Source organism: Nonomuraea sp. NPDC003560, from assembly GCF_042878785.1.
Classification (GTDB): Bacteria; Actinomycetota; Actinomycetes; order Streptosporangiales; family Streptosporangiaceae; genus Nonomuraea.
Genome location: NZ_JBIAOF010000001.1, coordinates 930,598 through 952,243 on the forward strand (window position 1 = coordinate 930,598; position 21,646 = coordinate 952,243).

At 74.0% G+C, this 21,646-nt stretch carries 24 protein-coding genes; 11 read left to right on the top strand and 13 right to left on the bottom strand.

The genetic code is table 11. From position 1 onward, the window contains the following. Window positions 1-49: 49 nt before the first annotated feature. On the bottom strand, window positions 50-1,390 hold the full coding sequence (locus ACFYUV_RS04445; RefSeq protein WP_387664771.1) for an amidase: 1,341 nt from the start codon (window positions 1,388-1,390) through the stop codon (window positions 50-52). Window positions 1,391-1,672: 282 nt separating this feature from the next. Here ACFYUV_RS04445 and ACFYUV_RS04450 point away from each other — a divergent pair, with 282 nt between their 5' ends. Continuing rightward, window positions 1,673-1,954, top strand: coding sequence for a hypothetical protein (locus ACFYUV_RS04450; RefSeq protein ID WP_387664774.1), 282 nt, complete (start codon window positions 1,673-1,675; stop codon window positions 1,952-1,954). A 221-nt stretch (window positions 1,955-2,175) separates the two neighbouring features. Here ACFYUV_RS04450 and glgC read toward each other — a convergent pair whose 3' ends face one another. Next, window positions 2,176-3,411 carry a glucose-1-phosphate adenylyltransferase gene (glgC, locus tag ACFYUV_RS04455; protein WP_352329862.1) on the bottom strand — a complete coding sequence of 412 codons (1,236 nt, stop codon included), beginning with the start codon at window positions 3,409-3,411 and terminating at the stop codon, window positions 2,176-2,178. 235 nt (window positions 3,412-3,646) lie between these two features. On the opposite strand from glgC, the gene glgA reads away from it, so the two are divergent. Together glgA and ACFYUV_RS04465 are read left to right on the top strand one after the other, a co-directional pair. After that, entirely contained in the window at window positions 3,647-4,822 is a 1,176-nt protein-coding gene (glgA, locus tag ACFYUV_RS04460; protein ID WP_387664778.1) for a glycogen synthase, read from the top strand. A gap of 4 nt (window positions 4,823-4,826) precedes the next feature. After that, the gene (locus tag ACFYUV_RS04465; RefSeq protein WP_387664780.1) at window positions 4,827-5,195 is read left to right on the top strand and encodes a hypothetical protein; all 369 of its coding nucleotides are present in this window, start codon (window positions 4,827-4,829) and stop codon (window positions 5,193-5,195) included. A 13-nt stretch (window positions 5,196-5,208) separates the two neighbouring features. On the opposite strand, the gene ACFYUV_RS04470 is transcribed toward ACFYUV_RS04465, so the two are convergent. The 3 genes from ACFYUV_RS04470 to ACFYUV_RS04480 all read right to left on the bottom strand — a co-directional run bounded on the left by ACFYUV_RS04470 (window position 5,209) and on the right by ACFYUV_RS04480 (window position 7,016). Beyond that, complete coding sequence (locus ACFYUV_RS04470) at window positions 5,209-6,360, bottom strand: hypothetical protein (RefSeq protein ID WP_387664783.1); 1,152 nt, start codon at window positions 6,358-6,360, stop codon at window positions 5,209-5,211. Between the two features lie 66 nt (window positions 6,361-6,426). Beyond that, window positions 6,427-6,795 (bottom strand): PH domain-containing protein, encoded by a 369-nt coding sequence (locus ACFYUV_RS04475; protein ID WP_352361137.1) that lies wholly within the window; start codon window positions 6,793-6,795, stop codon window positions 6,427-6,429. Window positions 6,796-6,839: 44 nt separating this feature from the next. Next, window positions 6,840-7,016, bottom strand: a complete 177-nt coding sequence (locus tag ACFYUV_RS04480) for a hypothetical protein (RefSeq protein ID WP_387664786.1) — start codon at window positions 7,014-7,016, stop codon at window positions 6,840-6,842. A gap of 84 nt (window positions 7,017-7,100) precedes the next feature. On the opposite strand from ACFYUV_RS04480, the gene ACFYUV_RS04485 reads away from it, so the two are divergent. Further along, a complete protein-coding gene (locus ACFYUV_RS04485) occupies window positions 7,101-8,054 on the top strand; it encodes a LysR family transcriptional regulator (protein ID WP_387664789.1) in 954 nt (317 codons plus the stop codon). 41 nt (window positions 8,055-8,095) lie between these two features. On the opposite strand, the gene ACFYUV_RS04490 is transcribed toward ACFYUV_RS04485, so the two are convergent. From ACFYUV_RS04490 to ACFYUV_RS04505, 4 genes are all read right to left on the bottom strand, one after another. After that, entirely contained in the window at window positions 8,096-8,500 is a 405-nt protein-coding gene (locus tag ACFYUV_RS04490) for a nitroreductase family deazaflavin-dependent oxidoreductase (RefSeq protein ID WP_387664792.1), read from the bottom strand. 30 nt (window positions 8,501-8,530) lie between these two features. After that, the gene (locus ACFYUV_RS04495) at window positions 8,531-8,971 is read right to left on the bottom strand and encodes a hypothetical protein (protein ID WP_387664795.1); all 441 of its coding nucleotides are present in this window, start codon (window positions 8,969-8,971) and stop codon (window positions 8,531-8,533) included. Between the two features lie 97 nt (window positions 8,972-9,068). Continuing rightward, entirely contained in the window at window positions 9,069-9,617 is a 549-nt protein-coding gene (locus tag ACFYUV_RS04500; RefSeq protein ID WP_387664798.1) for a GNAT family N-acetyltransferase, read from the bottom strand. 41 nt (window positions 9,618-9,658) lie between these two features. Next, window positions 9,659-10,426, bottom strand: coding sequence for a sirohydrochlorin chelatase (locus tag ACFYUV_RS04505; RefSeq protein WP_387664801.1), 768 nt, complete (start codon window positions 10,424-10,426; stop codon window positions 9,659-9,661). Window positions 10,427-10,621: 195 nt separating this feature from the next. Between ACFYUV_RS04505 and ACFYUV_RS04510 the strand changes: the two genes are divergently transcribed. Beyond that, complete coding sequence (locus tag ACFYUV_RS04510) at window positions 10,622-11,920, top strand: MFS transporter (protein ID WP_387664804.1); 1,299 nt, start codon at window positions 10,622-10,624, stop codon at window positions 11,918-11,920. Between the two features lie 89 nt (window positions 11,921-12,009). Here the strand turns inward: ACFYUV_RS04510 and ACFYUV_RS04515 are convergent, their stop codons facing one another. Then, a complete protein-coding gene (locus ACFYUV_RS04515; RefSeq protein ID WP_387664806.1) occupies window positions 12,010-13,341 on the bottom strand; it encodes an MFS transporter in 1,332 nt (443 codons plus the stop codon). Between the two features lie 82 nt (window positions 13,342-13,423). On the opposite strand from ACFYUV_RS04515, the gene ACFYUV_RS04520 reads away from it, so the two are divergent. From ACFYUV_RS04520 to ACFYUV_RS04540, 5 genes are all read left to right on the top strand, one after another. After that, window positions 13,424-14,113, top strand: a complete 690-nt coding sequence (locus tag ACFYUV_RS04520) for a GntR family transcriptional regulator (RefSeq protein ID WP_387665313.1) — start codon at window positions 13,424-13,426, stop codon at window positions 14,111-14,113. A 10-nt stretch (window positions 14,114-14,123) separates the two neighbouring features. Beyond that, on the top strand, window positions 14,124-14,486 hold the full coding sequence (locus ACFYUV_RS04525; RefSeq protein WP_387664809.1) for a DUF2203 domain-containing protein: 363 nt from the start codon (window positions 14,124-14,126) through the stop codon (window positions 14,484-14,486). Between the two features lie 73 nt (window positions 14,487-14,559). Beyond that, window positions 14,560-15,510, top strand: a complete 951-nt coding sequence (locus tag ACFYUV_RS04530) for a hypothetical protein (protein WP_387664812.1) — start codon at window positions 14,560-14,562, stop codon at window positions 15,508-15,510. 5 nt (window positions 15,511-15,515) lie between these two features. After that, window positions 15,516-16,484, top strand: a complete 969-nt coding sequence (locus ACFYUV_RS04535; RefSeq protein ID WP_387664814.1) for a hypothetical protein — start codon at window positions 15,516-15,518, stop codon at window positions 16,482-16,484. Between the two features lie 84 nt (window positions 16,485-16,568). Beyond that, on the top strand, window positions 16,569-17,108 hold the full coding sequence (locus ACFYUV_RS04540) for a CGNR zinc finger domain-containing protein (RefSeq protein ID WP_387664816.1): 540 nt from the start codon (window positions 16,569-16,571) through the stop codon (window positions 17,106-17,108). Between the two features lie 156 nt (window positions 17,109-17,264). On the opposite strand, the gene ACFYUV_RS04545 is transcribed toward ACFYUV_RS04540, so the two are convergent. Further along, the gene (locus ACFYUV_RS04545; protein WP_387664819.1) at window positions 17,265-18,581 is read right to left on the bottom strand and encodes an MFS transporter; all 1,317 of its coding nucleotides are present in this window, start codon (window positions 18,579-18,581) and stop codon (window positions 17,265-17,267) included. A gap of 203 nt (window positions 18,582-18,784) precedes the next feature. Between ACFYUV_RS04545 and ACFYUV_RS04550 the strand changes: the two genes are divergently transcribed. Beyond that, the gene (locus ACFYUV_RS04550) at window positions 18,785-19,414 is read left to right on the top strand and encodes an alpha-ketoglutarate-dependent dioxygenase AlkB (protein ID WP_358285470.1); all 630 of its coding nucleotides are present in this window, start codon (window positions 18,785-18,787) and stop codon (window positions 19,412-19,414) included. A gap of 90 nt (window positions 19,415-19,504) precedes the next feature. On the opposite strand, the gene ACFYUV_RS04555 is transcribed toward ACFYUV_RS04550, so the two are convergent. Beyond that, window positions 19,505-20,572 (bottom strand): oxidoreductase, encoded by a 1,068-nt coding sequence (locus ACFYUV_RS04555; protein WP_387664822.1) that lies wholly within the window; start codon window positions 20,570-20,572, stop codon window positions 19,505-19,507. A 78-nt stretch (window positions 20,573-20,650) separates the two neighbouring features. Next, window positions 20,651-21,580, bottom strand: coding sequence for a D-alanyl-D-alanine carboxypeptidase family protein (locus tag ACFYUV_RS04560; RefSeq protein ID WP_387664825.1), 930 nt, complete (start codon window positions 21,578-21,580; stop codon window positions 20,651-20,653). Window positions 21,581-21,646 lie beyond the last annotated feature (66 nt).

The following is a 21,646-nucleotide window of genomic DNA, read 5'->3' on the forward strand; positions in this document are numbered from 1 at the left end:
CCCGCCCCCGGGTCCGGCCTGCGCCGGGCCGGCCCGGGGCCCACCTTCCTCAGCCGCCCGGTGAGCAGGCCACCCGGAACAGCAGCTCCTCCCGGCCGGGCCGGCAGACGAGCTGCAGCCCGACCGGCAGGCCGTCCACCGAGCCGGCCGGCACGGTCAGCGCGGGCAGGCCGAGCACGTTCCACGGGCTGGTCAGGGCCAGCAGCGCGGCCCGGACGGCGACGGCCCGCCCGTCCAGCTCGGTCTGGCGCTGCTCCAGCGGCGGCGCGACGAGCGGCACGGCCGGCAGCGCCAGCACGTCGTGCTCGTCGAACAGCGACTCCGCCGCGGCGGCCAGCGCGGGCCGCTCGTCCAGGGCCTTGACGTAGGCCCAGGCGGGCAGGTCCATGGCCGCGCGCAGCCGGTCGAGCACCTCGGGGTCGAACAGCTCGGGCGCCCTGGCCATCCGGTCGGCGTGCACGGCGGACGCCTCCGCGCCCTGCACCGTCGCGTACGTCTCCCGCAGCGCCTCGGCCAGCTCCCCGGGCAGCCGGACCTCCTTCAGCCCCGCGCCCGCCGCCGCCCGCGCCACCTCCACGACACGCGGATCGCAGGGCGACAGGACGGCGGGGTCCAGCCACCCCACCCGCACCGCCGCCGCCTCACCGGCGCTGTCCCGGGCGGGCGGCGGCCCGCCGGTCGCGAGCTGCCGGTAGGCGATCAGGCAGTCCAGCGGGCCGGCGGCCAGCACGCCGACGTGGTCGAACGTCCGGGACAGGGGGAACACCCCGGCGGCCGGGATCGCGTCGTAGGCGGGCTTGAACCCGGCGATCCCGCACAGAGCGGCCGGGATGCGCACCGACCCGCCCGTGTCGGTGCCGATCGCCAGGGGCGCCATGCCCGCCGCCACGGCCGCCGCGCTGCCGCCGCTCGACCCGCCGGACATGCGCGCGGGGTCGCGCGGGTTGCGCGAGGGGCCGTTGGCCGAGCGGTCGCCGGTGGGGCCGTGCGCGAACTCGTGCGTCGTGGTCTTGCCGACGATCACCGCCCCGGCCTGGCGCAGCAGCGTCACGCAGGCGGCGTCGGACTCGGCGACGTGGCCGGCGAAGTGCCGCGACCCCATCGTGCAGGGCAGCCCCGCGACGTCGATGAGGTCCTTCACGGCGACCGGCACGCCGTGCAGCGGGCCGCGGTCGGCGCCCGCGGCCAGCTCCTGGTCCGCCCGCCGGGCGGCGGCCGCGGCGCCCACCGGGTCCACGGTGACGAAGGCGCCGAGCGCGGGATCCAGGGTGACGGCCGCGTCGAGCGCCAGCCGGGCCAGCTCGGCGGCGGTGGTCCGGCCGGCGCGCAGGTCACGGGCCAGGTCGGTGACGGAACGGCCGGTGAAGGGGCCAGGCGGTGTGGGCGGCATGAGGTCCTCTCCGGGCGGTTCACGGCGACCCCGCCGTGAACGGACGGGCGTCCGGAGCAGACTACGCGTCCCGGCCCGCCGACCGGCGTTCCAAGGGCGCGGCGGCGCTTCCGGAGTGGCCGGACTTCTGGGGGCGCGACGGGGCTTCCGCCGGAGAAGGCCGGACTTCGCCGAGGTGGCACCGGAAAGCGCCGAGTCCTTTCCTGGCGTGGCGTTACACGGCGGTACGGAGGCGATTACGTACAGTGATCAGCGATGTCACTTCGTGATCCAGGGGGATTCATGAAAGCCAACCTCATCGTCGCCGGCGGCTTCGCCGTCGCCGCGCTGTTCGGCATGGCGGGGGCGGCCAACGCCAACGTCCACCACGAGAGGTGCGACCTGAGCACGTCCGACGACTCGACCGCGCTCCGCATCACGCCGTGGGGCGTGTCCGCCGGACACCGTGACGCCGACGCCTGCGAGCACCGCAGGGATTACTACGGGCGTCCCCACGACGGCTACAACTGGGGCTACTGGCCGGGCGGCTGGGCGTACGGCCTGGGCGTGGGCGCCGGCATCTGAGATCGCACCACCTGAGCCCGGGCCGCGCCGTGCGTGGCCCGGGATCCTGCGTTGCCGGGCGCCCGCGGCGCCCGGTGTTCCCACACCCCCGCCGCCGACCGGCCGGGCCCCGGACCACTGCGCCCACGCGATGAGCACACTCGCGGGCCGCCGGAGCCGATCCGGACCGCCGCCGCCCGGTACGCGGCCGGCCCCGGGCAGGGGACCGGCCCGCCCTGGCCCTAACGATCGACGATCTCGTTCTTGCCGATGACCACGACCCCGCCGCGGGTCAGCGCGAAGCGGGTGCGGTCGTAGTCGAGGTCGAAGCCGATGCGCGCGCCGTCGGGGATCACCACGTTCTTGTCGATGATCGCCTTGCGCACGATCGCGCCCCGGCCCACCTTGACGTTCTCCATCAGCACGGAGTCCTCCACCAGCGAGTGCGAGTGGAGCACGACCTTCGGCGACAGGATCGAGCGCATCGCCATGCCGCCCGAGACGATCACGCCGGGGGAGACCAGCGAGTCGATCGCCCGGCCCACCCGGTCGCCGTCGTTGTGCACGAACTTGGCCGGGGGCAGCGGGTCGTGCCCGGTGAAGATCGGCCACTTGTCGTTGTACAGGTTGAAGATCGGGTGGGCGGAGATGAGGTCCATGTGGGCCTCGTAGTAGGCGTCGAGGGTCCCCACGTCGCGCCAGTAGCCGCGGTCGCGCTCGCTGGAGCCGGGCACGATGTTGTTCTTGAAGTCGTAGACGTCCGCGCCGCCGGACTTGACCAGCATCGGGATGATGTTGCCGCCCAGGTCGTGCTTGCTGGTCGGGTCGAGCGCGTCCTCGCGCAGCGCGTCGATCATGGCCTGGGTCTTGAAGACGTAGTTGCCCATCGAGGCGTAGACCTCGTCGGGGGAGTCGGCCAGGCCCACGGCGTCCTTCGGCTTCTCCCTGAAGGCCACGATGCGGCGGCCCTCGGGATCGGTCTCGATCACGCCGAACTGGTCGGCCAGCGACAGCGGCTGGCGGATCGCCGCCACCGTCACGTCCGCGCCCGAGTCCTCGTGCTGCTCGACCATCTGCCGCGGATCCATGCGGTAGATGTGGTCGGCGCCGAACACGATCACGTGCTCGGGCATCTCGTCGTAGATCAGGTTCAGGTTCTGGAACAGCGCGTCCGCAGAACCGGAGAACCAGCGCGGCCCGAGCCGCTGCTGGGCGGGCACGGGCGTCACGTAGTTGCCCAGCATCGCCGACAGCCGCCAGGTACGGGACACGTGCCTGTCGAGGCTGTGGTTCTTGTACTGGGTCAACACCACGATCTTCAGGAAGCCGCCGTTCGCGAGGTTCGACAGCACGAAGTCGATCAGCCGATACATCCCCCCGAACGGCACCGCCGGTTTGGCCCGATCCGCCGTGAGCGGCATGAGCCTCTTGCCCTCTCCACCTGCCAGCACAACCGCAAGCACCCTCCGGGACCTCATGTCCAGGACGCTACCCGTAAATGGCCGATCTATCGACGAAACGGCGCACTGGGCTGTGCCGCCGTGTCCTGACTTATCCGCGTTGAGCAGGGGCCGGACTTACCGACATTGGGCTGTATCGATGTGTTCCCTATGCTTGCGACGGTTCACAAGTGCGGTGCCGGAGTTGATGGTCGGCGCAAAACATGCCGCTCGCTGGAGGGCGCCGGGCCCGGCGCGTCGTAAGGTCGTGGGCATGCGTGTTGATCTGCTCAGCAGGGAGTACCCGCCGGACGTCTACGGCGGCGCCGGGGTGCACATGGAGTACCTGGCCAGGGAGCTGCGCAAGCTGGCCGACGTCCGGGTGCGCTGCTTCGGGGCCGATCGCGAGGAGCCCGGCGTGTCGGCCTACCGGGTGCCCGGCGGCCTGGAGCGGGCCAACGCCGCCCTCCAGGTGCTCGGCGTCGACCTGGAGATGGCCGCCGCCTGCGAGGGCGCGGACGTCGTCCATTCCCATACCTGGTACGCCAACTTCGCCGGGCATGTCGCCAAGATGCTCCACGGCGTGCCGCACGTCGTCACCACCCACAGCCTGGAGCCGCTGCGCCCGTGGAAGGCCGAGCAGCTGGGCGGCGGCTACACGGTCTCGTCGTGGGCCGAGCGCACCGCCCTGGCCGCCGCCGACGCGGTGATCGCGGTCAGCGAGGGCATGCGCCGCGACGTGCTGGCCGCCTACCCCGAGATCCCGCCCGGCCGGGTCACCGTCATCCACAACGGCATCGACACCGCCCAGTACGCCCCCGACCCCGGCCTCGACGTGCTGAAGAAGCACGGCGTCGACCCCGACCGGCCCTACGTGATCTTCGTCGGCCGCATCACCCGGCAGAAGGGCCTGGTGCACCTCCTGCACGCCGCCCGCTCCTTCGACCCGGCGGCCCAGCTCGTCCTGTGCGCGGGCGCGCCGGACACGCCGGAGATCGCCGCCGAGGTGACCGGGCTGGTGCGCGGCCTCGACCGCGACGGCGTGCTGTGGATCTCGGAGATGCTGCCCAAGCCGGAGGTCATCCAGCTCCTCACGCACGCCTCGGTCTTCGTCTGCCCGTCGGTCTACGAGCCGATGGGCATCGTCAACCTGGAGGCCATGGCTTGCGAGACGCCGGTGGTGGCCACCGCGACCGGCGGCATCCCCGAGGTCGTCGCCGACGGCGAGACGGGCCTGCTGGTGCCGATCGACCAGGGCCCCGACGGCACCCCGCACGACCCCGGGGCGTTCGCCGCCGACCTGGCCGAGCGGGTCAACGCGCTGCTGGCCGACCCGGCGCGGGCGGCCGAGATGGGCCGCGCGGGGCGGGCCAGGGCCGTCGAGCACTTCTCCTGGGAGCGCATCGCCCGGCGCACCCTCGACCTCTACGCCTCGCTGCGCCGGGACTGAACGCGTGGGCTGGGACCTGGAGACCCCCGAGGGCGGGCGCCTGAGCGTCAACGCCTGGAACTGGCGTCCGACCCTGTCCCTGCTGGAGGAGGCGCGGGTGCTCGACCCCGAGACCGCGTGCCTGCTCGGCTTCAACGGCCGCATGACGCTCACCGGCGCCGACGCGGGCCGCATCGCGGCCTTCCTCGACGACTACCTGGGCGGCCTGCCCGAGCACGGACGGGTCCGGCTCGACGGCGAGGTGACCGAGGAGCCCGACGACCACCGCCTCCACCGCGACGACCTGGCGCTCAACTACTCGGCCACCGCCTCCTGGCTGCGCGACCTGCGCGACTTCTGCCGGGCGGCCCCCAACGGCTTCACCTGCATGTAGGGGTGGCGGCGGGTCAGCGGGTGAGCCAGAGGGCGGGCCTGGTGAGGTCGCCCTCGGGGCCGGTCCAGCCCGCCGCGTACACCTCGGTCGTGCCGGGGCGGCGGGCCAGGGCGGTGACCGTGCCGCGCACGGTCGTCGTCGTCCAGCGGCCGGCCGTGTAGTGGTGCAGCCGGGAGCGGGTCGAGTCGAGCACCCACAGGCCCGCCCGGCCGTCGGGCTCGGCCTCGGTGAAGGCCGCGCCCTCCGGGCCCCAGCGGCACCGCCAGGCCGAGCCGTCCCAGTGCAGCGCCAGCGGGCGGCGGCGTTCCAGGGGCTCGCCCTGCTCGTCGTACTCGTCGGGCGGGAACCAGGACACCCCGCCGACCACCCACACGTCGTCCGGCCCGAGCACGGCAACGTCGCCGAGCTCCGTGCGGGCCGGCCGCGCGCCCTCGGGCGCGCCCGGCTCGGGCAGGTGCACCGCCTGCCACGCGACGCCGTTCCAGCGGGCGGCGGGGTCGTGCGCGGTCCGGCCGACCGTCCACACGTCCGCGCCCTCGCCGCCGAGGGCCCGCGCCGGGGCGGGCAGCCGGTACGCGCGCCAGGCCGAGCCGTCCCAGCGCAGCGCGTCGCGCCCGGACACGGCCCACGGGCCGCTCGCCGCGGTGCCGTGCAGGCCGATGGCCGAGGCGCGCTCCTTGAGCGGCGTGGAGGCGCTCACGGCGCCGTCCGTGACGCCGGCGACCAGGCCGGGACGTTCGTCGTCGCCGGTCCCGAAGGCCCACGCCCGCTCGCCCGAGACCGCCCCGACCGCGGCGACCGTCATCCGGGACGGCAGCGCGTACGTGCGCCAGCGCGCGCCGTCCCACCGGCTCAGCCCGCCGGACGTCGTCTCCATCCCGGCGGACGTCTCGCGCTGGACGGAACGCACCGCCCACACCGTCCCGTCGGGGGCGACCGCGAGCCGGTCGAGCGTGCCGTGCCCGTCGCCGGCCGGGACCGTCCGCCACGGCGACCGCACGGGCTCGGCGCGCAGGTCGTCGCCGCCGGGCCGGGGGCAGCGGGCCTGGACCGTGAGGCTCACCGCCGGAGCGGACGGGACGTCCCGCCCGGGAGGCCCGGCGCAGGCCGGGAGCGCCAGCAGCACGCCGAGACCGGCCACGCGGGCACGTACGGAACGCCGCACCTCGCCCCCTTCGTGATCATCGGCAGAATACGCTCACCCTGCCCAGGAGACCACGCGTGACGCCGATCAGCCCTGCGAAATGTAGTGGAGAATGACGTTGTGCACGTGGTGGGCCTTGTTGTCGCCGCGGAAGTCCACCTCGTAGGTGTGCGTGCCGACGTGGATGGCGATGGCGCCCGAGGAGAAGAACCCGCCGGCCAGCGACTTGTTGCTCACGACGCTCACCGCCGAGATCTTGGCGTAGGGGATGCTGGTGATCGCGATCCGCTTGCCCACGAACGACTTGTCCTGCACGATCACCCGCCGGTCCGTGAGCCCCAGGAATCCGGTGCCCGCCCCGATCGCGTCGTAGACGGCGATGATCTGCTCACCGGGGAGCAGGCCGCTCTCGATCTGCTTGAACTGCTCTTTGCGGTCGTAGGGGATGTCAGCCATGCCCGGCCAACGAACGGGACGTGCTCCCGCGTTCCGCGCCGGGCTCAGGGGCCCGCCGGATGGGCGGACGGGTCGTGCGGGAGGTCGAGCAGGCAACCGCACGTGCCGGGCGGCCGTGGCAGCCCGAACAGCGCGCGGACCTGGGCCGGAGCCGGTGGCGTGGGGCGGAGGAGGCGGGTCAGGAGGCGGGTCAGGAGACGGGTCAGGAGGCGGCGGATCATGCTTCCCAGCGTCGCGGTGACGCCTGCGCCCGGTCCAACACCGAAATATCGCGATTGACGCGCTTTTGTGGTTAATGTGGCGTCGTGGATCTGCACCCCCGGCTGCTGCGCGTCTTCGTCGCCGTCGCCGAGGAGCTGCACTTCGGACGCGCCGCCGCCCGGCTCTTCGTGGCCCAGCAGGCGCTCAGCCGGGACGTGCGCACGCTGGAGACCCGGCTCGGGACGCCGCTGTTCGTCCGGTCCACCCGCCGGGTGGAGCTGACCCCCGCCGGCGCCCGGCTGCTGCCCGGGGCGCGGCGGCTGCTGGCGCTGCACGACGAGGTCGTCGCCGACGTGCTCGGCGCCGATCGCCCGCTGCTCGTGGACGTCACCATGCAGGGCCCCGACCTGCCCGAGCCGCTGGTCAGAGCCCGGGAACTGGCCCCCGGGACCGAGATGCTGGCCCGTTTCCACGGCGGCCTGGCCGCGGGCGCGGCCGCGATCCTGGACGGACGGCTCGACGTGTCGTTCGGGCGCTTCGCCGGGCTGCCCCCGGACGTGCGCGCCCGGCTGGCCCAGGTCCCGGTGCGCCTGCAGCCCCTGGCCGTGCTCCTGCCGGCGGACCACCCGCTGGCGGAACTGGACGCCGTGCCGCTCGCCGCGCTGGCCGCCTTCCCGCTGGACGTCATGGCCGGGAACGCCGGCACGCGGGAGTGGAGCGACCTGGGGGAGCGGCTGGCCGAGGCGTTCGGGCTGCGGCTGGCCCGGCCGCACGCCGCGCCCGAGGGGGCCGCGGAGATGGGGCACTACCTGCGCCGGCATCGCGAGCCCGTGCTGTCCGGCGTGGGGATCGGCGGGATCCCGGGCGCGGTGAACCGGCCGCTGGCCGAGCCCGTGCCGCTCGGCCTGCAGAACCTGGTGCATCCCAAGGGCCTGCGCCACCCGGGCCTCGCCGCGCTCCTGGCCGCCGTCGCCGAGCTGGGACGGGCCCGCCACTGGCTGCGCCGCCCGCCGGGCTCCTGGCTCCCCGAGGCCGACGAGGCCCTGGTGGTGGCCTGACGCTAGGTGGTGCGTTCGAGCACGACCACCGGGCCTGACGCCTAGGTGGTGCGTTCGAGCACGACCACCGGGATCTGGCGGTCGGTCTTCTCCTGGTACTCGTCGTACTGGGGCCAGGTGCGGGTCATCGTCCGCCACATCTCGGGCTTCTCCTCCGCCGAGGCGGTGCGGGCGCGCGCCTTGAACCTGTCGCCCTTGACCTGCACCTCGACGTCGGGATGGGCCAGCAGGTTCTTGTACCACTGAGGATCTTCGGGGTCGCCGCCCTTGGACGCGACCACGAGGAAGTCGTCGCCGAACCGCTGGTAGATCAGCGGCGTGGTGTACGGCCTGCCGGAGTTACGCCCCTTGGTGGTCAGGAGGAGGACGGTGGTGTTGTTCCAGTCGTGCCCCTCCGCGCCGTCGGTGGCCTGATAGCGCTGCACGTGTTCCTTGCCATAGAGCATGCCTCTGGACTACCCCGCGCGCGGGTGTCCTCACCGTGCCGCGCCGACCAGCTCGGCGGCCCGCCGGCTGTCGAGCGGGAGGGCCGAGTCGGGGGTGCGCTCGCGCACGTCGCGGTCGCGGATCGCGAACACGGCGGGCGCCGCGCCCACGTCGCCGTAGCGCTCGGTCACCGCCGCGCCGATCGCCCGCCGCACGCCGGCCACCACCTCGCGGACGCCGGGCCCGGACGTGACGAGGTGACCGAGCATCCCGGCGAAGCGCAGCTCGTCGTCGGCGGCGGGCCGCTGCGCCGGCAGCACCGGCCGGTCGAGCCAGAACACCTTGCCGGACAGGACCGCCGCGGGGCCGTCGGGGCCGTCGGGGCCGAGCACCCGCGCCGTGCGGGCCAGCAGCTCACCGAACTCGGCCAGGTCCGCGTGCGGCGGGAGGTCGGTGGTGACGAACAGGGGCACGATCAGCGAGTCAGGCATGCGGCTATCCCTCCGTGAGGAGGCTCATCGTAGGACCTGCCACCGACAGTTCCGCGGCGCGCCACTCACCGTCCACCGCCCGGGCCGCTCGTCGCCGCTAGCGCTCGGTCCATTCGTCCTGGATCGCCGCGTGCACGATGGAGTCGCGCCAGCCGTGCGGGGTGTGCACGTGGTGCCGGATCCGTCCCTCCTCGACCATGCCGGCCGTCAGCATGGCGAGCTGGGCGGGCAGGTTGGCCGGCGACCTCGCGCCCCAGACGCGGTGCAGCCCGAGCTGCTTGAAGCCGAACGACAGCAGCAGGCGCACCAGGTCGGTGCCGATGCCGCGGCCCCACTGGTCGGGATGGAGGCCGAAGCCGATCTCGGCGCTGTGGGGCAGGTCGGGGTCGATCTTCAGGCGGGCCACGCCGATCACGTGCCGCCGGTCGGCGTCCACGACGGCCAGCACGTAGAGGCGGCGCGGCTCGGCGGCGGCCGCCTCCATGGCCTGGCCGACCAGGGCGGCGACCTCCTGCACGCTGCGCGGCGCGAACGGCATGTGCTGCGTGGCCGCCGGATCGCCGTAGACGGAGTGCAGCGGGACGACGTCGGCGTCGGTGAGGTCACGAAGTCCGATTCGCTCGCCGATGACCATCACGCGCCGCATGCGCAGAAGGTAACGCGACTATCGCGATCTTTACAAGGGTGTCAAGTCGCCAGCTGACTGCCGTAAGCCCGCGCGACAAGTTCGGCGACGGCACTGTGCGCCCCGAGCGGCTCGGCGTGACCGGCCTCGACGGCGGCGGCGGCGCGCTCGACGAGCTCCGCCGGGGCCTCGTGACCGATCAGGCAGGGCGCGATGGCCAGCCGCTCGGCCCCGGCGGCGCGCAGGCGCTGGGCGGCGACGTCCACGCCGGGCTCGCTGTCCAGCGAGGCGGCGACGACGGGCAGCGTGAGCCTGGAGGCCAGCAGCACGGCCGTGGCCTGGACGGCGTGCACCGCGCGCTCGCCGCCCACCGTGCCGAGGATGACGGCGTCGACGGGGCTGGAGACGTTGAGCAGGCGGACCCGGTCGGCCCTGGCCAGGCCGCGCTCGGCCAGCCTGATGTGCAGGGCCTCGGCGAGCAGCGGGTGGGGGCCGAGCGCCTCGGTGGCGACCGCGCCGGAGCCGGCGGCCGCGATGGCCTTGCCGATCTCGGCCATGACGACCGGGTCGTCCCAGGTGAGCAGGGGCACCACGACGGCGTCGCGGCCCGCGGGCAGCGCGTCTGCCAGGTCGGCGACGGCGGTCAGCCGCACCTCGATCTGCGGGTTGTCGACCCGCACCACGGCCGCGATCTCTTCGGCCACGCCGCCGGTGCCGCCGGGGGTGGCCAGCACGAGCATGGGCGCGTCCGGCGGCAGGGACGTGGGCACGGGGCGGCGGTGCCGGCCGCCGCCGGGCCGGGGGGAACGTTCACGTACAGGCAGGCTCACAGGCGCGCAGTTTATGCCTATTCGCGGCTGGTTGTTCTGTGAATCGGGAGCGATTCCGTCACAACGGGAACGCTGTGATCGAGATCACATCGTGACCGCCGCCGCCGTTGACGAACCCCCCTGAGAAGGGCAACTCTGAGGCAACTAGAAACGCGTTCTAGAGCGACCGTCACACACCGTCCCCGGAGGATGGGAATGAAGCCGTTCTATGTCCGCGAGCTGAGCGTGTACCCGGTCGGTCGCCGGCGGATCTTCCTGCTGGCGATAGCCGTGCTGGCGAGCCTGGTGGCCAACTTCGAGACCACGCTCGCCACGATCCTGCCGCTGCTGATGAAGGACCTGGGCATGTCGCTCACGGTCTACGGCCTGCTCGCCGCGGGATCGGTGCTGATCGGCGGCCTGTCGGCGGGGGTCGGCGGCATCCTGTCCGACCGCTGGGGACGGGTCACGCTCCTGGTGCCCACCCTCACCGTCACGGCGGCCTGCAACTTCCTGCTCGCCACCGTGGACACCGTGGCCGGCCTGTTCTGGGTGCGCTGCCTGATGTTGTTCATCGAGGGCGCCGGGATCACCATCACCGCCTCCCTCGTCCGCGACTTCTCCCCGCGCCTCGGCCGCGCCCAGGCGTTCGCGTTCTGGACGTGGGGGCCGGTCGGGGCGTCCTTCCTGGCCTCGTTCATCGCCGGGTTCACGCTGCCGCTGTTCGACAACGCCTGGCAGTCGCAGGCGATCATCATGGGCGTCGTCTCGCTGGCCATGTGCGCGGTCATCGTCTGGAAGATCGCCGAGCCGTCGGCGGCGCTGCGGGCCCAGGTGCTCGACGCCGAGGAGGCCGTCGCGGCGGAGGAGAAGATCGACGCCGGACGGGTGCGCGAGCTGTTCCGCCATCCCCACCTGTGGGCCCACGTCCTGGGCAACACCGGCTGGCAGGTGCTCTACTGGACGTTCGCGATCTTCGGGCAGACGATCCTGGTGGAGGCGTTCGGCCTGGAGCCCGCGGGGGCCAACCGGGTGGTGGCGCTCGGCATCGTGCTCAACGCGGTGGCCGTGGTCGTCGTCGGCCGGGTCTCCGACCGGCTGCGGCTGCGCAAGCCGTTCACGGCCGCCGGCACCGCGCTGACCGTCCTCACCCTGGCCTACTTCATCGGCATGGTCGGTCCCGGCGTCTCCCCTGGGCATGTCACCGCCGTCTACGCGCTGCTCTTCCTGTTCATGGGCGTCGCGTACGTGCCGTGGATGGCCAACTTCTCCGAGAACGCCGAGGACGTCGAGTCGCGCCTGCAGGGCTCGGCGCTGGGCATCTGGGGCATGGTCGTCCGCGTCATGATCGTGGTGCTGCTGGTCGTCTCGCCCATGGTGGTCTCCGCGGGCGGCTGGGGCGCCTGGCTCGCCGTGGCGCTGGCCGGGCAGGTCGTGTTCCTGGCCTCGATGGCGGCGTTCAAGGGCGACTGGCGCAGGCGCCCGCGGGTCGCCGAGCCCGAGACCGCCGTCTGAGCCGTCCCAGAGGTCCTTCGAGCGGCGCGCGTGGGCGGCGGTGGCAGCCGCCGCCCACGCCTTCGCGGCGTTCCCGTCTTCCCCCGCACTCAGGCGAAGGGACCCACCTGGCCGGGCAGCCTCCTGGCGGTGCCGCGCTCGCCGGCGGCGATGTCCAGGTCGCGGGTTTCCGGGGCGATGGCCAAACCTACGGCGGTGACGGCCAGCGCGACAACCACGTACAGGGACACGGCGAGCGTGGTGCCGTACAGGTCGAAGAGCTTGAGGGCGATGATCGGGGCCGCCGCGCCGCCGACGATCCCGGCCACCTGGTAGCCCATGGACGCGCCGCTGTAGCGCAGGCGGGTGCTGAACAGCTCGGCGATGAAGGCGGCCTGCGGGCCGTACATGGCGGCGTGGGCGGCCAGCGCGACCACCGCCGCCAGCACGATCAGCGGGAACGACTTCGTGTCCAGCAGCGGGAAGAACGCGAACACCCACCCGGCCGCCGCCAGCACGCCCGCGAAGTAGACCGGCCGCCGGCCCAGCCGGTCCGACAGCGCGCCGAACAGCGGGATCAGGCCGAGCTGCAGCACCGAGCCGATCAGCACCGCGTACAGCGCCACCGACCGGTCCAGCTTCAGCTGCCCGGTGAGGTAGACGATGATGTACGCGGTGAAGGTGTAGAAGGCCACGTCCACCCCGATGCGCGCGGTGAACGCCGACAGCAGCGCCCGCGGATGCGTGCGCAGCACCTCGACCAGCGGCATCCTGGCCGTGGCGCCGTGCTTCTCGACGCGGGAGAACAGCGGCGACTCGGCGACCCGCGTCCGCACCCACAGCCCGACGAGCACCAGCACGCCCGACAGCAGGAACGGCACCCGCCATCCCCACGCCTGGAAGGCCGCGTCCGGCAGGGCGAAGGACAGGATCGCGAGCAGGCCGGTGGCCAGCACGTACCCGGCGGGCACGCCGACCTGCGGCCAGCTCGCGTTGAAGCCGCGCCGCCTGCTGTCGCCGTGCTCCAGCGACATGATCACCGCGCCGCCCCACTCGCCGCCGAGCCCGAAGCCCTGGACGAAGCGGAGCACGGCCAGCAGGACGGGCGCGGCCACCCCCACGCTCGCGTAGCCGGGAAGCACGCCGATGAGGAACGTCGACAGGCCCATCAGCAGCAGCGTCACGACCAGCACGGTCTTGCGGCCGGCCCGGTCGCCGAAGTGCCCGAACACCACGCCGCCGAGCGGCCTGGCGACGAACGCGACGGCGTTGGTGGTCAGGGCCGCCAGCGTCGCGTTGAGCGGGTCGAGCGACGGGAAGAACAGCTTGCCGAAGACCAGCGTCGCGGCCGTGGTGTAGAGGAAGAAGTCGTACCACTCCAGGGACGTGCCGACGAGGGCGGCGATGATCACCCGGCGGGTCTGGTGCGCGGAGCTTGACATCGAAGGCTCCCAGATGGTCGAGGGGATAGTTTCAACGTAAGGATTGTTGAACAATTCGACAAGAGGTTTGCTCCATGATTCCCTGGCGCACGTGGAAGACGTGGTCGCGGACCTCGCCCGGCACCGGTCGAGACTGAACCGCAGCAGCACGGCCGAGCGCGTGGCCGACATCCTCCGCGACAGCATCATCGAAGGCGCCTTCCCGCCGGGCGCGCGGCTGTCGGAGGAGGCCATCTCCGAAGGGCTCGGCGTCTCGCGCAACACGCTGCGTGAGGCGTTCCGCCTGCTCGGCCACGAACGCCTGCTCGACCACCGGCTCAACCGGGGCGTCTTCGTCCGGCTCCCGTCCGTGGAGGACGTCTCCGACCTCTACACGATGCGGCGGGTGCTGGAAGGGGCGGCCGTCCGGCGCAAGGCGTCGCGGCAGGCGCTGGCGCTCATCGAGGAGGCCGTGCGCGACGCCGAGCGGGCCGCCGCCCAGGGCGACTGGCAGGGCGTCGGCACCGCCAACATCCGCTACCACCAGGCCCTGGTCGGCCTGCACGGCAGCCCCCGCCTCGACGAGGCCATGCGGCAGCTCCTGGCCGAGCTGCGCCTGGTCTTCCACGTGATGGACAACCCGCGCGCCTTCCACGAGCCGTTCATCGAACGCAACCGCGCGCTGCTCGCCCTGCTGGCGGCCGGTCGCGCCGAGGAGGCGGCGGCCTACCTCGACGACTACTTCGACGAGGCCGAGCGGCTTCTCATCCACGCCTACCAGCCGAACGGGTAGCGTTTTCCGCATGGACCGGATCTTCACCCTGGACGAGGCGCGCGCCCTGCTGCCCGGCATCATCGCCGAGGCGCGGGAGATCGTCGCGGGCCGCGCCGACCTGGCCGAGATCGCCTTCGACCGGCAGGCCGCCGGCGGGTCGCGGCTCGGCGGGCTGCCCGAGATCAAGGCGATCGAGGCGCGCATCGAGGAGACGCTGACCCGGTGGAGCGAGCAGGGGATCGAGGTCAAGGGCGTCGCGCCGCTGCTGATCGACTTCCCCTCGGTGCTCGGCGGGGCGTCGGTGCGGCTGTGCTGGATCGAGGGGGAGCCCGAGCTCGCCTGGTACCACCGTACGGATCTGGGCTTCGCGGGGCGGCGCCCGCTGCCCTGAAGCGTGGCCTACCTGTGACCAACTCGCCACCGTGCCCATGGGTCTAACCAGGTGAGCGAAAGGATCACCACTCATGAGGCTATCCTCAGCGGCCGCCGCGCTCCTCGCGCCGGCGGTCGCCGGCGGGCTGGGGCTCCCGGCCGCCGCCGCACCCGCGCACACCGGGCCGCCGCAGGCCCGCGCGGCCTGGGTCACCGCCTGCGAGCTGCCCGTCGAGGGCACGTCCCCGTGCGGCCCCTGGCACCTGCTTCTCCGTGACGGCCGCAAGGTCACCGTCGGCGACTCCGCCGCCCGCGCCAAAGGCCGCGCGACCTCCCTGTTCGCCCTCAGCGGCGACGGCCGGACCATCGTCTACCAGCGGGCCCGCGACCACCGCCTGGTCGCACGCGCGGCGGCCGGCGGCCCGGTCAGGGAACTGCCCAGGTCCCTGCGGCCCGGCGCGGACGACGCCCTCTACCTGTCAACGGCCGGCGACCGGCTCCTCGTCGGCCGCCAAGGCCACGTCGACGTGCTCACCCTGGCCACCGGCAGGATCACCGGCCTGACCGTCAAGGGCGAACCGGCCGGCTTCAGCGGCGACGGGGACGAGGTGCTGACCACCCGCGACCTGAGCGACGGCACCAGATGGCTGTACTCCTACGGGCTCGACGGCCGCGCGCTCAGGAGCCAGGCCCCCCAGTTCGTCGCCAACGCCGTCACCCTCGCGCTGTCCCCCGACGGGCACACCGTCGCCGCGTTCAGCTCCGGCGGCAGCCGTGGCGGCCCGCCCCGGATGCGCACGTACGACCTGGAGACCGCCCGGCTCGCCGACGGCGTGAACCTGCCCCTCGCCGGCGACGCCTCGCCCGACCACGCCCGCTGGACCCCTGACGGACGGCTCGCCGCCTACTCCTACGACAGCAGCTCCACCAAGTCGACGGTGGTACGGGTGCTCACCGTCGACCCCGCTTCCGGCCAGGCCCGCCGTACCGACACCTACAAGGTGGGCCCCGACCCTCACACCATCGTGTTCCCGGGGGAGTGACCATCGTGAGAATCGTCCCTTTGCTGACCGCAGCCCTGCTCACCCTCACCGCCGTGCCGGCCGCCGCCCAGGCCGCGCCGCACCACGACCACAGCCACGGCCACGACAGCATCCGGTACGCCTCCGTCAAGGGCTGCCCGGCCAAGGACGGCACGTCCCGGCCCTGCGGGCAGTGGCGGCTGGTCATGCACGACGGCGGGCGCAGGACGCTGCCCGACGCCCAGGTCGTCGCGCTCGACGCCAGGCGCAGGTCCACCGTCACCTCGCCGGCGCCGATCGCGGTCAGCGGCGACGGGCAGCGCGTGGCGTACCTCACCAAGACCGGACGGCCGGCCGTACGCGTGCTCGGCGGCGGCGTCACGCTGCTGCCCGAGGACGCGCTGCCGCGGGTCGCCCAGAACGAGGTGACGCTGCTGCTCTCCGGCGACGGCGCGCGGCTGGCCGTCGTGGTCCAGAGCGACCGGCCCGCCGCCACGAAAATCTTCGACACCGCGACCGGGGCCCTGCTCGGCACCGTGCCCGCCGACGAGACCCTCCTCGGGTTCAGCGGCGACGGCGACGAGGTGCTGTCCTCGATCGAGTCCGACGACTCCGTCACCGACCTGGTCGTGCGCGACCAGACGGGCGAGCATCTCGTACGCGTCACGCCGCCGCAGGTCGTGGCCGCCAACGGCCCGCAGGCGCTGGCCGGCGACGGGCACACGGCGGCGGTCGTGATCCGCGGCAGGAAGACCGAGCTGCTCACCTACGACCTCGCCACCGACGAGGTCACCGGACGCAGGAAGATCAAGCTGCCGGACGGCGAGCTCAGCATGATCGACTGGACCGGGGACACGCAGGTCACGCTGCACCTGGTGTCCGGCTCGTCCAGGATGACCATCGTCCAGGTCGACACCGGGACGGGCGCCGTACGGGTCAGGGACCGGTACACCGTCCTGAAGGACAGCTTCGTCTTCGCCGCCTGCGGCGGCTGAGCCCACACCACGGCGGGGCAGCGTCCGCGGCGGGGCAGCGTCCACGGCGGGCAGGGGGAGTCCCGCCGTGGATACGCTTGCCGCGTGGAGGTTCACTCGACCAGGGCGATGGCCGTCAGAGCCGTCGAGCTGTGCGTGGCGCTGCTGCACGAAGAGCCGACGCCCGCCTCGGTGACGGACGTCCTGCGCCGCCACGGCGAGCACGGCGACCTCGGCCTCGACGACTCCGACGTGGCCGCGATGCGGGCGGCGGCGGCCCGGCTGCGCGACGTGCTGGGCGCGCGCGACGCCGGGGAGGCGGCGGGCCTGCTCAACCGCCTGCTCGCCGACACCGCCCGGCCGCCCAGGCTGACCAGCCACCGGGGCACGACGTCCTGGCATCTGCACGTCGACAGCGGCGACGACGCGCCGTGGGCCGAGTGGTTCCTGGCCTCGTCGGCGATGGCCCTGGCCGTGCTGGTCGCCGACCATCAGCGCGTTCCGGGCGGGTTGTGCGCGGCCGCGGGGTGCGGACGGCCGTACCTGGACCTGGGCGGCGGCAGCCCCCGCCGCTACTGCGGCACCCGCTGCGCCACCCGCGCCCGCGTCGCCGCCCACCGCGCCCGCCCCCAGCCAACCCCCTGACGCCAGGCGCCCACCAGCCGGCCCGCGCCTGCGTCGCCGCCCGCGGCGCCCGCCAACCCCCTGACACCACGCGGCCGCCCCTACCCGCGCCCGCGTCGCCGCCCACCGTGCCCGCCCCCTGACGCCACGCGCCCGTCCCAGCCGGCCCGCGCCTGCTCACCGCCTGCCGGTGCCCGCGTCGCCCGCTGACGCTCGCCAACCGCGGCGGCGGAGGAGAACGTGGACGGCCACGGCCTGTAAGGCCGCGCCGGTCAGCAGGGCGGCAGTGGCCGACTGGGTGCTCAGCGGGCCTGCCAGCGCCGATCCGACGGCGAACGAGGTGATCTTGAGGCTGGCGCCGGTCGTGAACACCTGACTGCGCAGCCCGGCGGGGGTCTCGCGGTGCCGCACCGCGAACAGCGCCGTCAACTGCGGCCCCTCGCCCGCGCCCACCAGCCCCGCCGCGACCACCGCGAGCCAATACGCCCCCACCAGGGCCGTTCCCGCCATGGCGGCCAACGTCATGCCCGCGCCGACCAGCGCGGTGGACCAGGCCAGGGTCGCGTCCCACGCCGGTGCCGGGTTCCGTCGACGGGTGCCGCCGCGCCAGGCCAGGAGTCCGTTCGCGGCCAGGCCGGCTGCCGCCGTGACGGCCAGCAGCAGCGTGCCGCGGCTGCTGTCGCCCGTGAGCTCCAGCCCCAGCACCGGCGCCGACACCACGAACATGCCCGCCCCGGCGCACGAGACCATCGACCCGGCGGTGGCCCGTCCCAGCACCCGGTTCCCGAGCACCGCCCGAATCCCGGCGGCCATCTCCCGCGCGACCGCTCCCGCAGCCCGTACGGGCGAGCTGAGGCCGCCGAAGCGCCGCCGCTCGCCGCTCGGCCGGTTGCCTGCGGGGAGGTCGCTTGTGGGGTGGGCGTGGGTGGGCCGGTTTTGGGGGGTGCGCCTAGGGAGGGTCCAGGCGGCGGGGAGGGCGGTCAGGAGGAGGGCTGCGGAGACGAGGACCGCGGCCGGACCGCCCGCCACGGCCGCGATCACGCCGACCGCCGCCGGACCGGCCAGCCCCGCCACGTTGTACGTCATGGCATCCAGCGCGGTGGCCCGTGCCAGCCGTCCCCGGTCGGGCCCGGAGACCAGGGGGAGCTGTCCCGTCCAGCCGCCGGTGAGCGCGGGGCCCGCCAGCCCGGTCACCACGGCCAGCGCCACCAGCGCCGTCCCGGGCACCCGTCCGACGCCGCCCGCCACCAGCAGCAGGCCGGTCGCGTACCCGAGCAGGCAGCACGCCAGCAACCGGCCCGGACGGCGGGCGCGGTCCAGCAGCACGCCGAGCAGCGGCCCGCCGACGGCCGCCGAGACGGTCAGCCCGGCCAGCAGCGACGCCCCGAGCAGCGGAGAGCCGGTGGCGGCGAGCCCGGCCACCAGGAGGGCGGGCCCGGACATCTCGTCGCCGGTCCGGGCCGCGACCACCCCGGCCATGTAACGCGTCAGCACCGGCAAGACGTTACAGGATCCGTGTTAAGGGACGGTCCGGGCGGGGAAGGGCTCGGGTGATCGTCCCGCGCGGGCCTCGCGTCCGCCGGCGGCGACCCGCCCGGCCTGTACGGACTGCGTACCGCACAGGCCGGGCGCCTTCCGGTCCCCGAGCCGGCCCCCGAGTCGAATACGTGTGCGAACAATGGCATAGACTCGGCCCCATGAAAGCCGCGTTCCAAGCATCTCTGCTGGGTCTGGACGAGGAGCTCGGCGTCGGGCGGCTGGGCGCCACGGTCCGCCGGACGTACCTCGACCACGGAGCCTGGATCGACCTGCGGCCCGGCTGGCTGACGGGGGCCGACACGCTGTTCGCGCGGCTGGCCGAGACGGTGCCGTGGCGTGCCGAGCGCCGCCGCATGTACGACCGGGTCCTCGACGTCCCGCGCCTGCTCAAGTTCTACGACGAGGGCGAGACGCTGCCCGACCCCGTCCTCGACCAGGCCAGAGCGGCGCTCGACGCCCACTACGGCGAGGAGCTGGGCGAGCCCTTCCGCACCGCGGGCCTGTGCTTCTACCGCGACGGCCGCGACAGCGTGGCCTGGCACGGCGACACCATCGGCCGGGGCAGCAGCGAGGACACCATGGTCGCGATCGTCTCGGTGGGCAGCCCGCGCCCGCTCCTGCTGCGCCCGCGCGGCGGCGGCCCCTCGATCCGCCGCGACCTCGGGCACGGCGACCTGATCGTCATGGGCGGCAGCTGCCAGCGGACGTGGGAGCACGCCATCCCCAAGACCGCCCGGCCCGCGGGGCCGCGCATCAGCATCCAGTTCAGGCCGCGCGGCGTCCGCTGACCCGGCCCGCCGCGCCCGCCGCGCCCGCCGTGGACCCCGCGCCCGCCGTGCGCCCCCCCGGGCTCCGCGAGCCCCCGTGCGCCCCTCGTGCTAGCGGAGGCGGAGACGGGCTATGCGGCCCTGCTCGCCGGAGGCCCAGCAGGACAGGTCCGGGGTGCACGAGACCGTGTCGAACGAGCCGCCGTCGAAGGTCTCCCAGCGGGCCCCGCCGGTGTACGTCACGTCGCTGCCCGTGGGGCCGACCGCGATCGCCGCGAACGGCAGGTGCGGCAGCCACGTCACCCCCGACCGGTACGCGGGCGGCGGGGTCGTGGCGGGCCGCCAGGTGGCGCCGCCGTCCCCGGTGACCGCGGCGGCGTTCGGGGAGGGGAGGCCGGGCTGGTAGTCGCCGCCGACCGCGATCCCGCGGTGCCGGTCGCGGAAGGCCAGCGCGAAGACGCCCTTCGCCGGGTCGGCGGCCGGGACCGGGGTGTCGGAGACGGTCCACGTACGCCCGCGGTCGGCCGAACGGAACACGCGTGACCGCTCGCCGCCGCCGGTGGCGATCCAGGCGTCGCGTCCGCCCGCGGTCACCAGGCACTGGCCGCTCGCCGCGAAACCGGCCTCCCCGGGCAGCGCGTCCGGCATGCCGGTGGACGGGAGCACCTGCCAGCTCCGGCCGCCGTCCTCGGTGGCCAGGAGGCGGAACCTGCCGTTCACCGGGTCGCTCATGGCCAGGCCGTGGCGGCGGTCGAAGAACGCCATGCAGTCGTAGAAGGCGTTCGGCTCGTCGTTCCTGAAGGACTCGGTCCAGGTGCGGCCGCCGTCCTCGGTGCGGTAGACGCGGCCGTCCGTGCCCGTGCCGATCGACAGGACCAGGGCGTGGCGGGCGTCGAACGCCTCCACGTCGCGGAACTGGAGTGACTCGGTGCCGGGCGGGGAGACGTTCTGCCAGGTGCGTCCGCCGTCCACGGTGCGCAGGACGGTTCCGCCGGTGCCGGCGGCCCACACCACGTCCCTGCTCACGGGCGCGAGACCACGGAAGCGGGCGGTCACGCCGGTCTCCTTCAGCTCCCAACCGAGGTCCGGGCCGGGGCCGGTGGTGGTGGCGTGGGCGGGGAGCGGGGCGGCGAGCACGAGCGCCGCGGACAACACGCTCATCGCGATGCGAACGTTCATGCCGGGCAAACTAACCCAAGAGATCACGAGCGTCCATCATGCGGACAGCCCGGTCCCCCAGAGGTGGGGTGGGGGAGGTCAGGCGGCGGTGCGGGTGGGAGCCCAGGTGAGGAGGGACTGGGCGGTGTCGAAGCGGCGGCTGGAGACCGACTCGCCCAGGATCACGCCCACCAGCCGTTGCCCGTCCCGCTCACCGGCGAAGGCCAGGCTGTACCCCGCCGCCCGGGTGAACCCCGTCTTCAGCCCGATCACCCCCGGCTCGGCGAGCAGGCGGTTGGTGTTGCGCCAGCCGTACGCGCCGTGCTCCTCGGTCGCGGCGACCTCGTGGTACCGGGTCCCGGCCACGCCTTCGATCAGCGGCACCTGGAGGGCCTTGGCGGCCAGCACGGCCTGGTCGCGGGCGGTGGACCAGCCGTCGCCCGCCGGCGTGGGCAGGCCGTCGGCGTTGACGTACCGGGTGTCGTTCATGCCGAGCGAACGCGCGGTGGCGTTCATCTTGTCGACGAACCCCGGCACGCCCGGCCCGTACGTACGGGCCAGCGCGTGGGCGGCGTCGGCGCCCGAGGGCAGCATGAGCGCGTAGAGCAGCTCGCCCACCGGCAGCCGGTCGCCGGGCCGCAGGTCGGCGGTGGTGCCGCCGCCGTCCTCGGCGTACCGCGCGTCCTGGGGGGCGATCTCCACCATGTCCGTGGGCCTGGCCGACTGCAGGACGACGTACGCCGTCATCGTCTTGGTGAGGCTGGCGATCGGCATGCGGGTGTCGGCGGCCTTGCCGAACAGGGCGGCGCCGGACCGGGCGTCCATCAGGTAGGCGGCCCGGCCGTACACGGCGGGCGCCCCGGCGTCGGCGGCGGAGGCGACGAGGGAAGGGGTCGCGACGGACGGGGTCGCGGCGGAGGGGGCCGCGGCGGACGGGGTCGCGCTCTGCGCGTACGCGGGCACGCCCAGCCCCGTGACCAGGGCGAAGGCGCCTGCGAACGCGGTGAGTCGAGCTTTCCGGTTACGCATGCATCCCAGGCTGCCGCCCGATTTGGCGTGCGTTTAACGATTTGGGGCAAAATCTGTGACCGAATC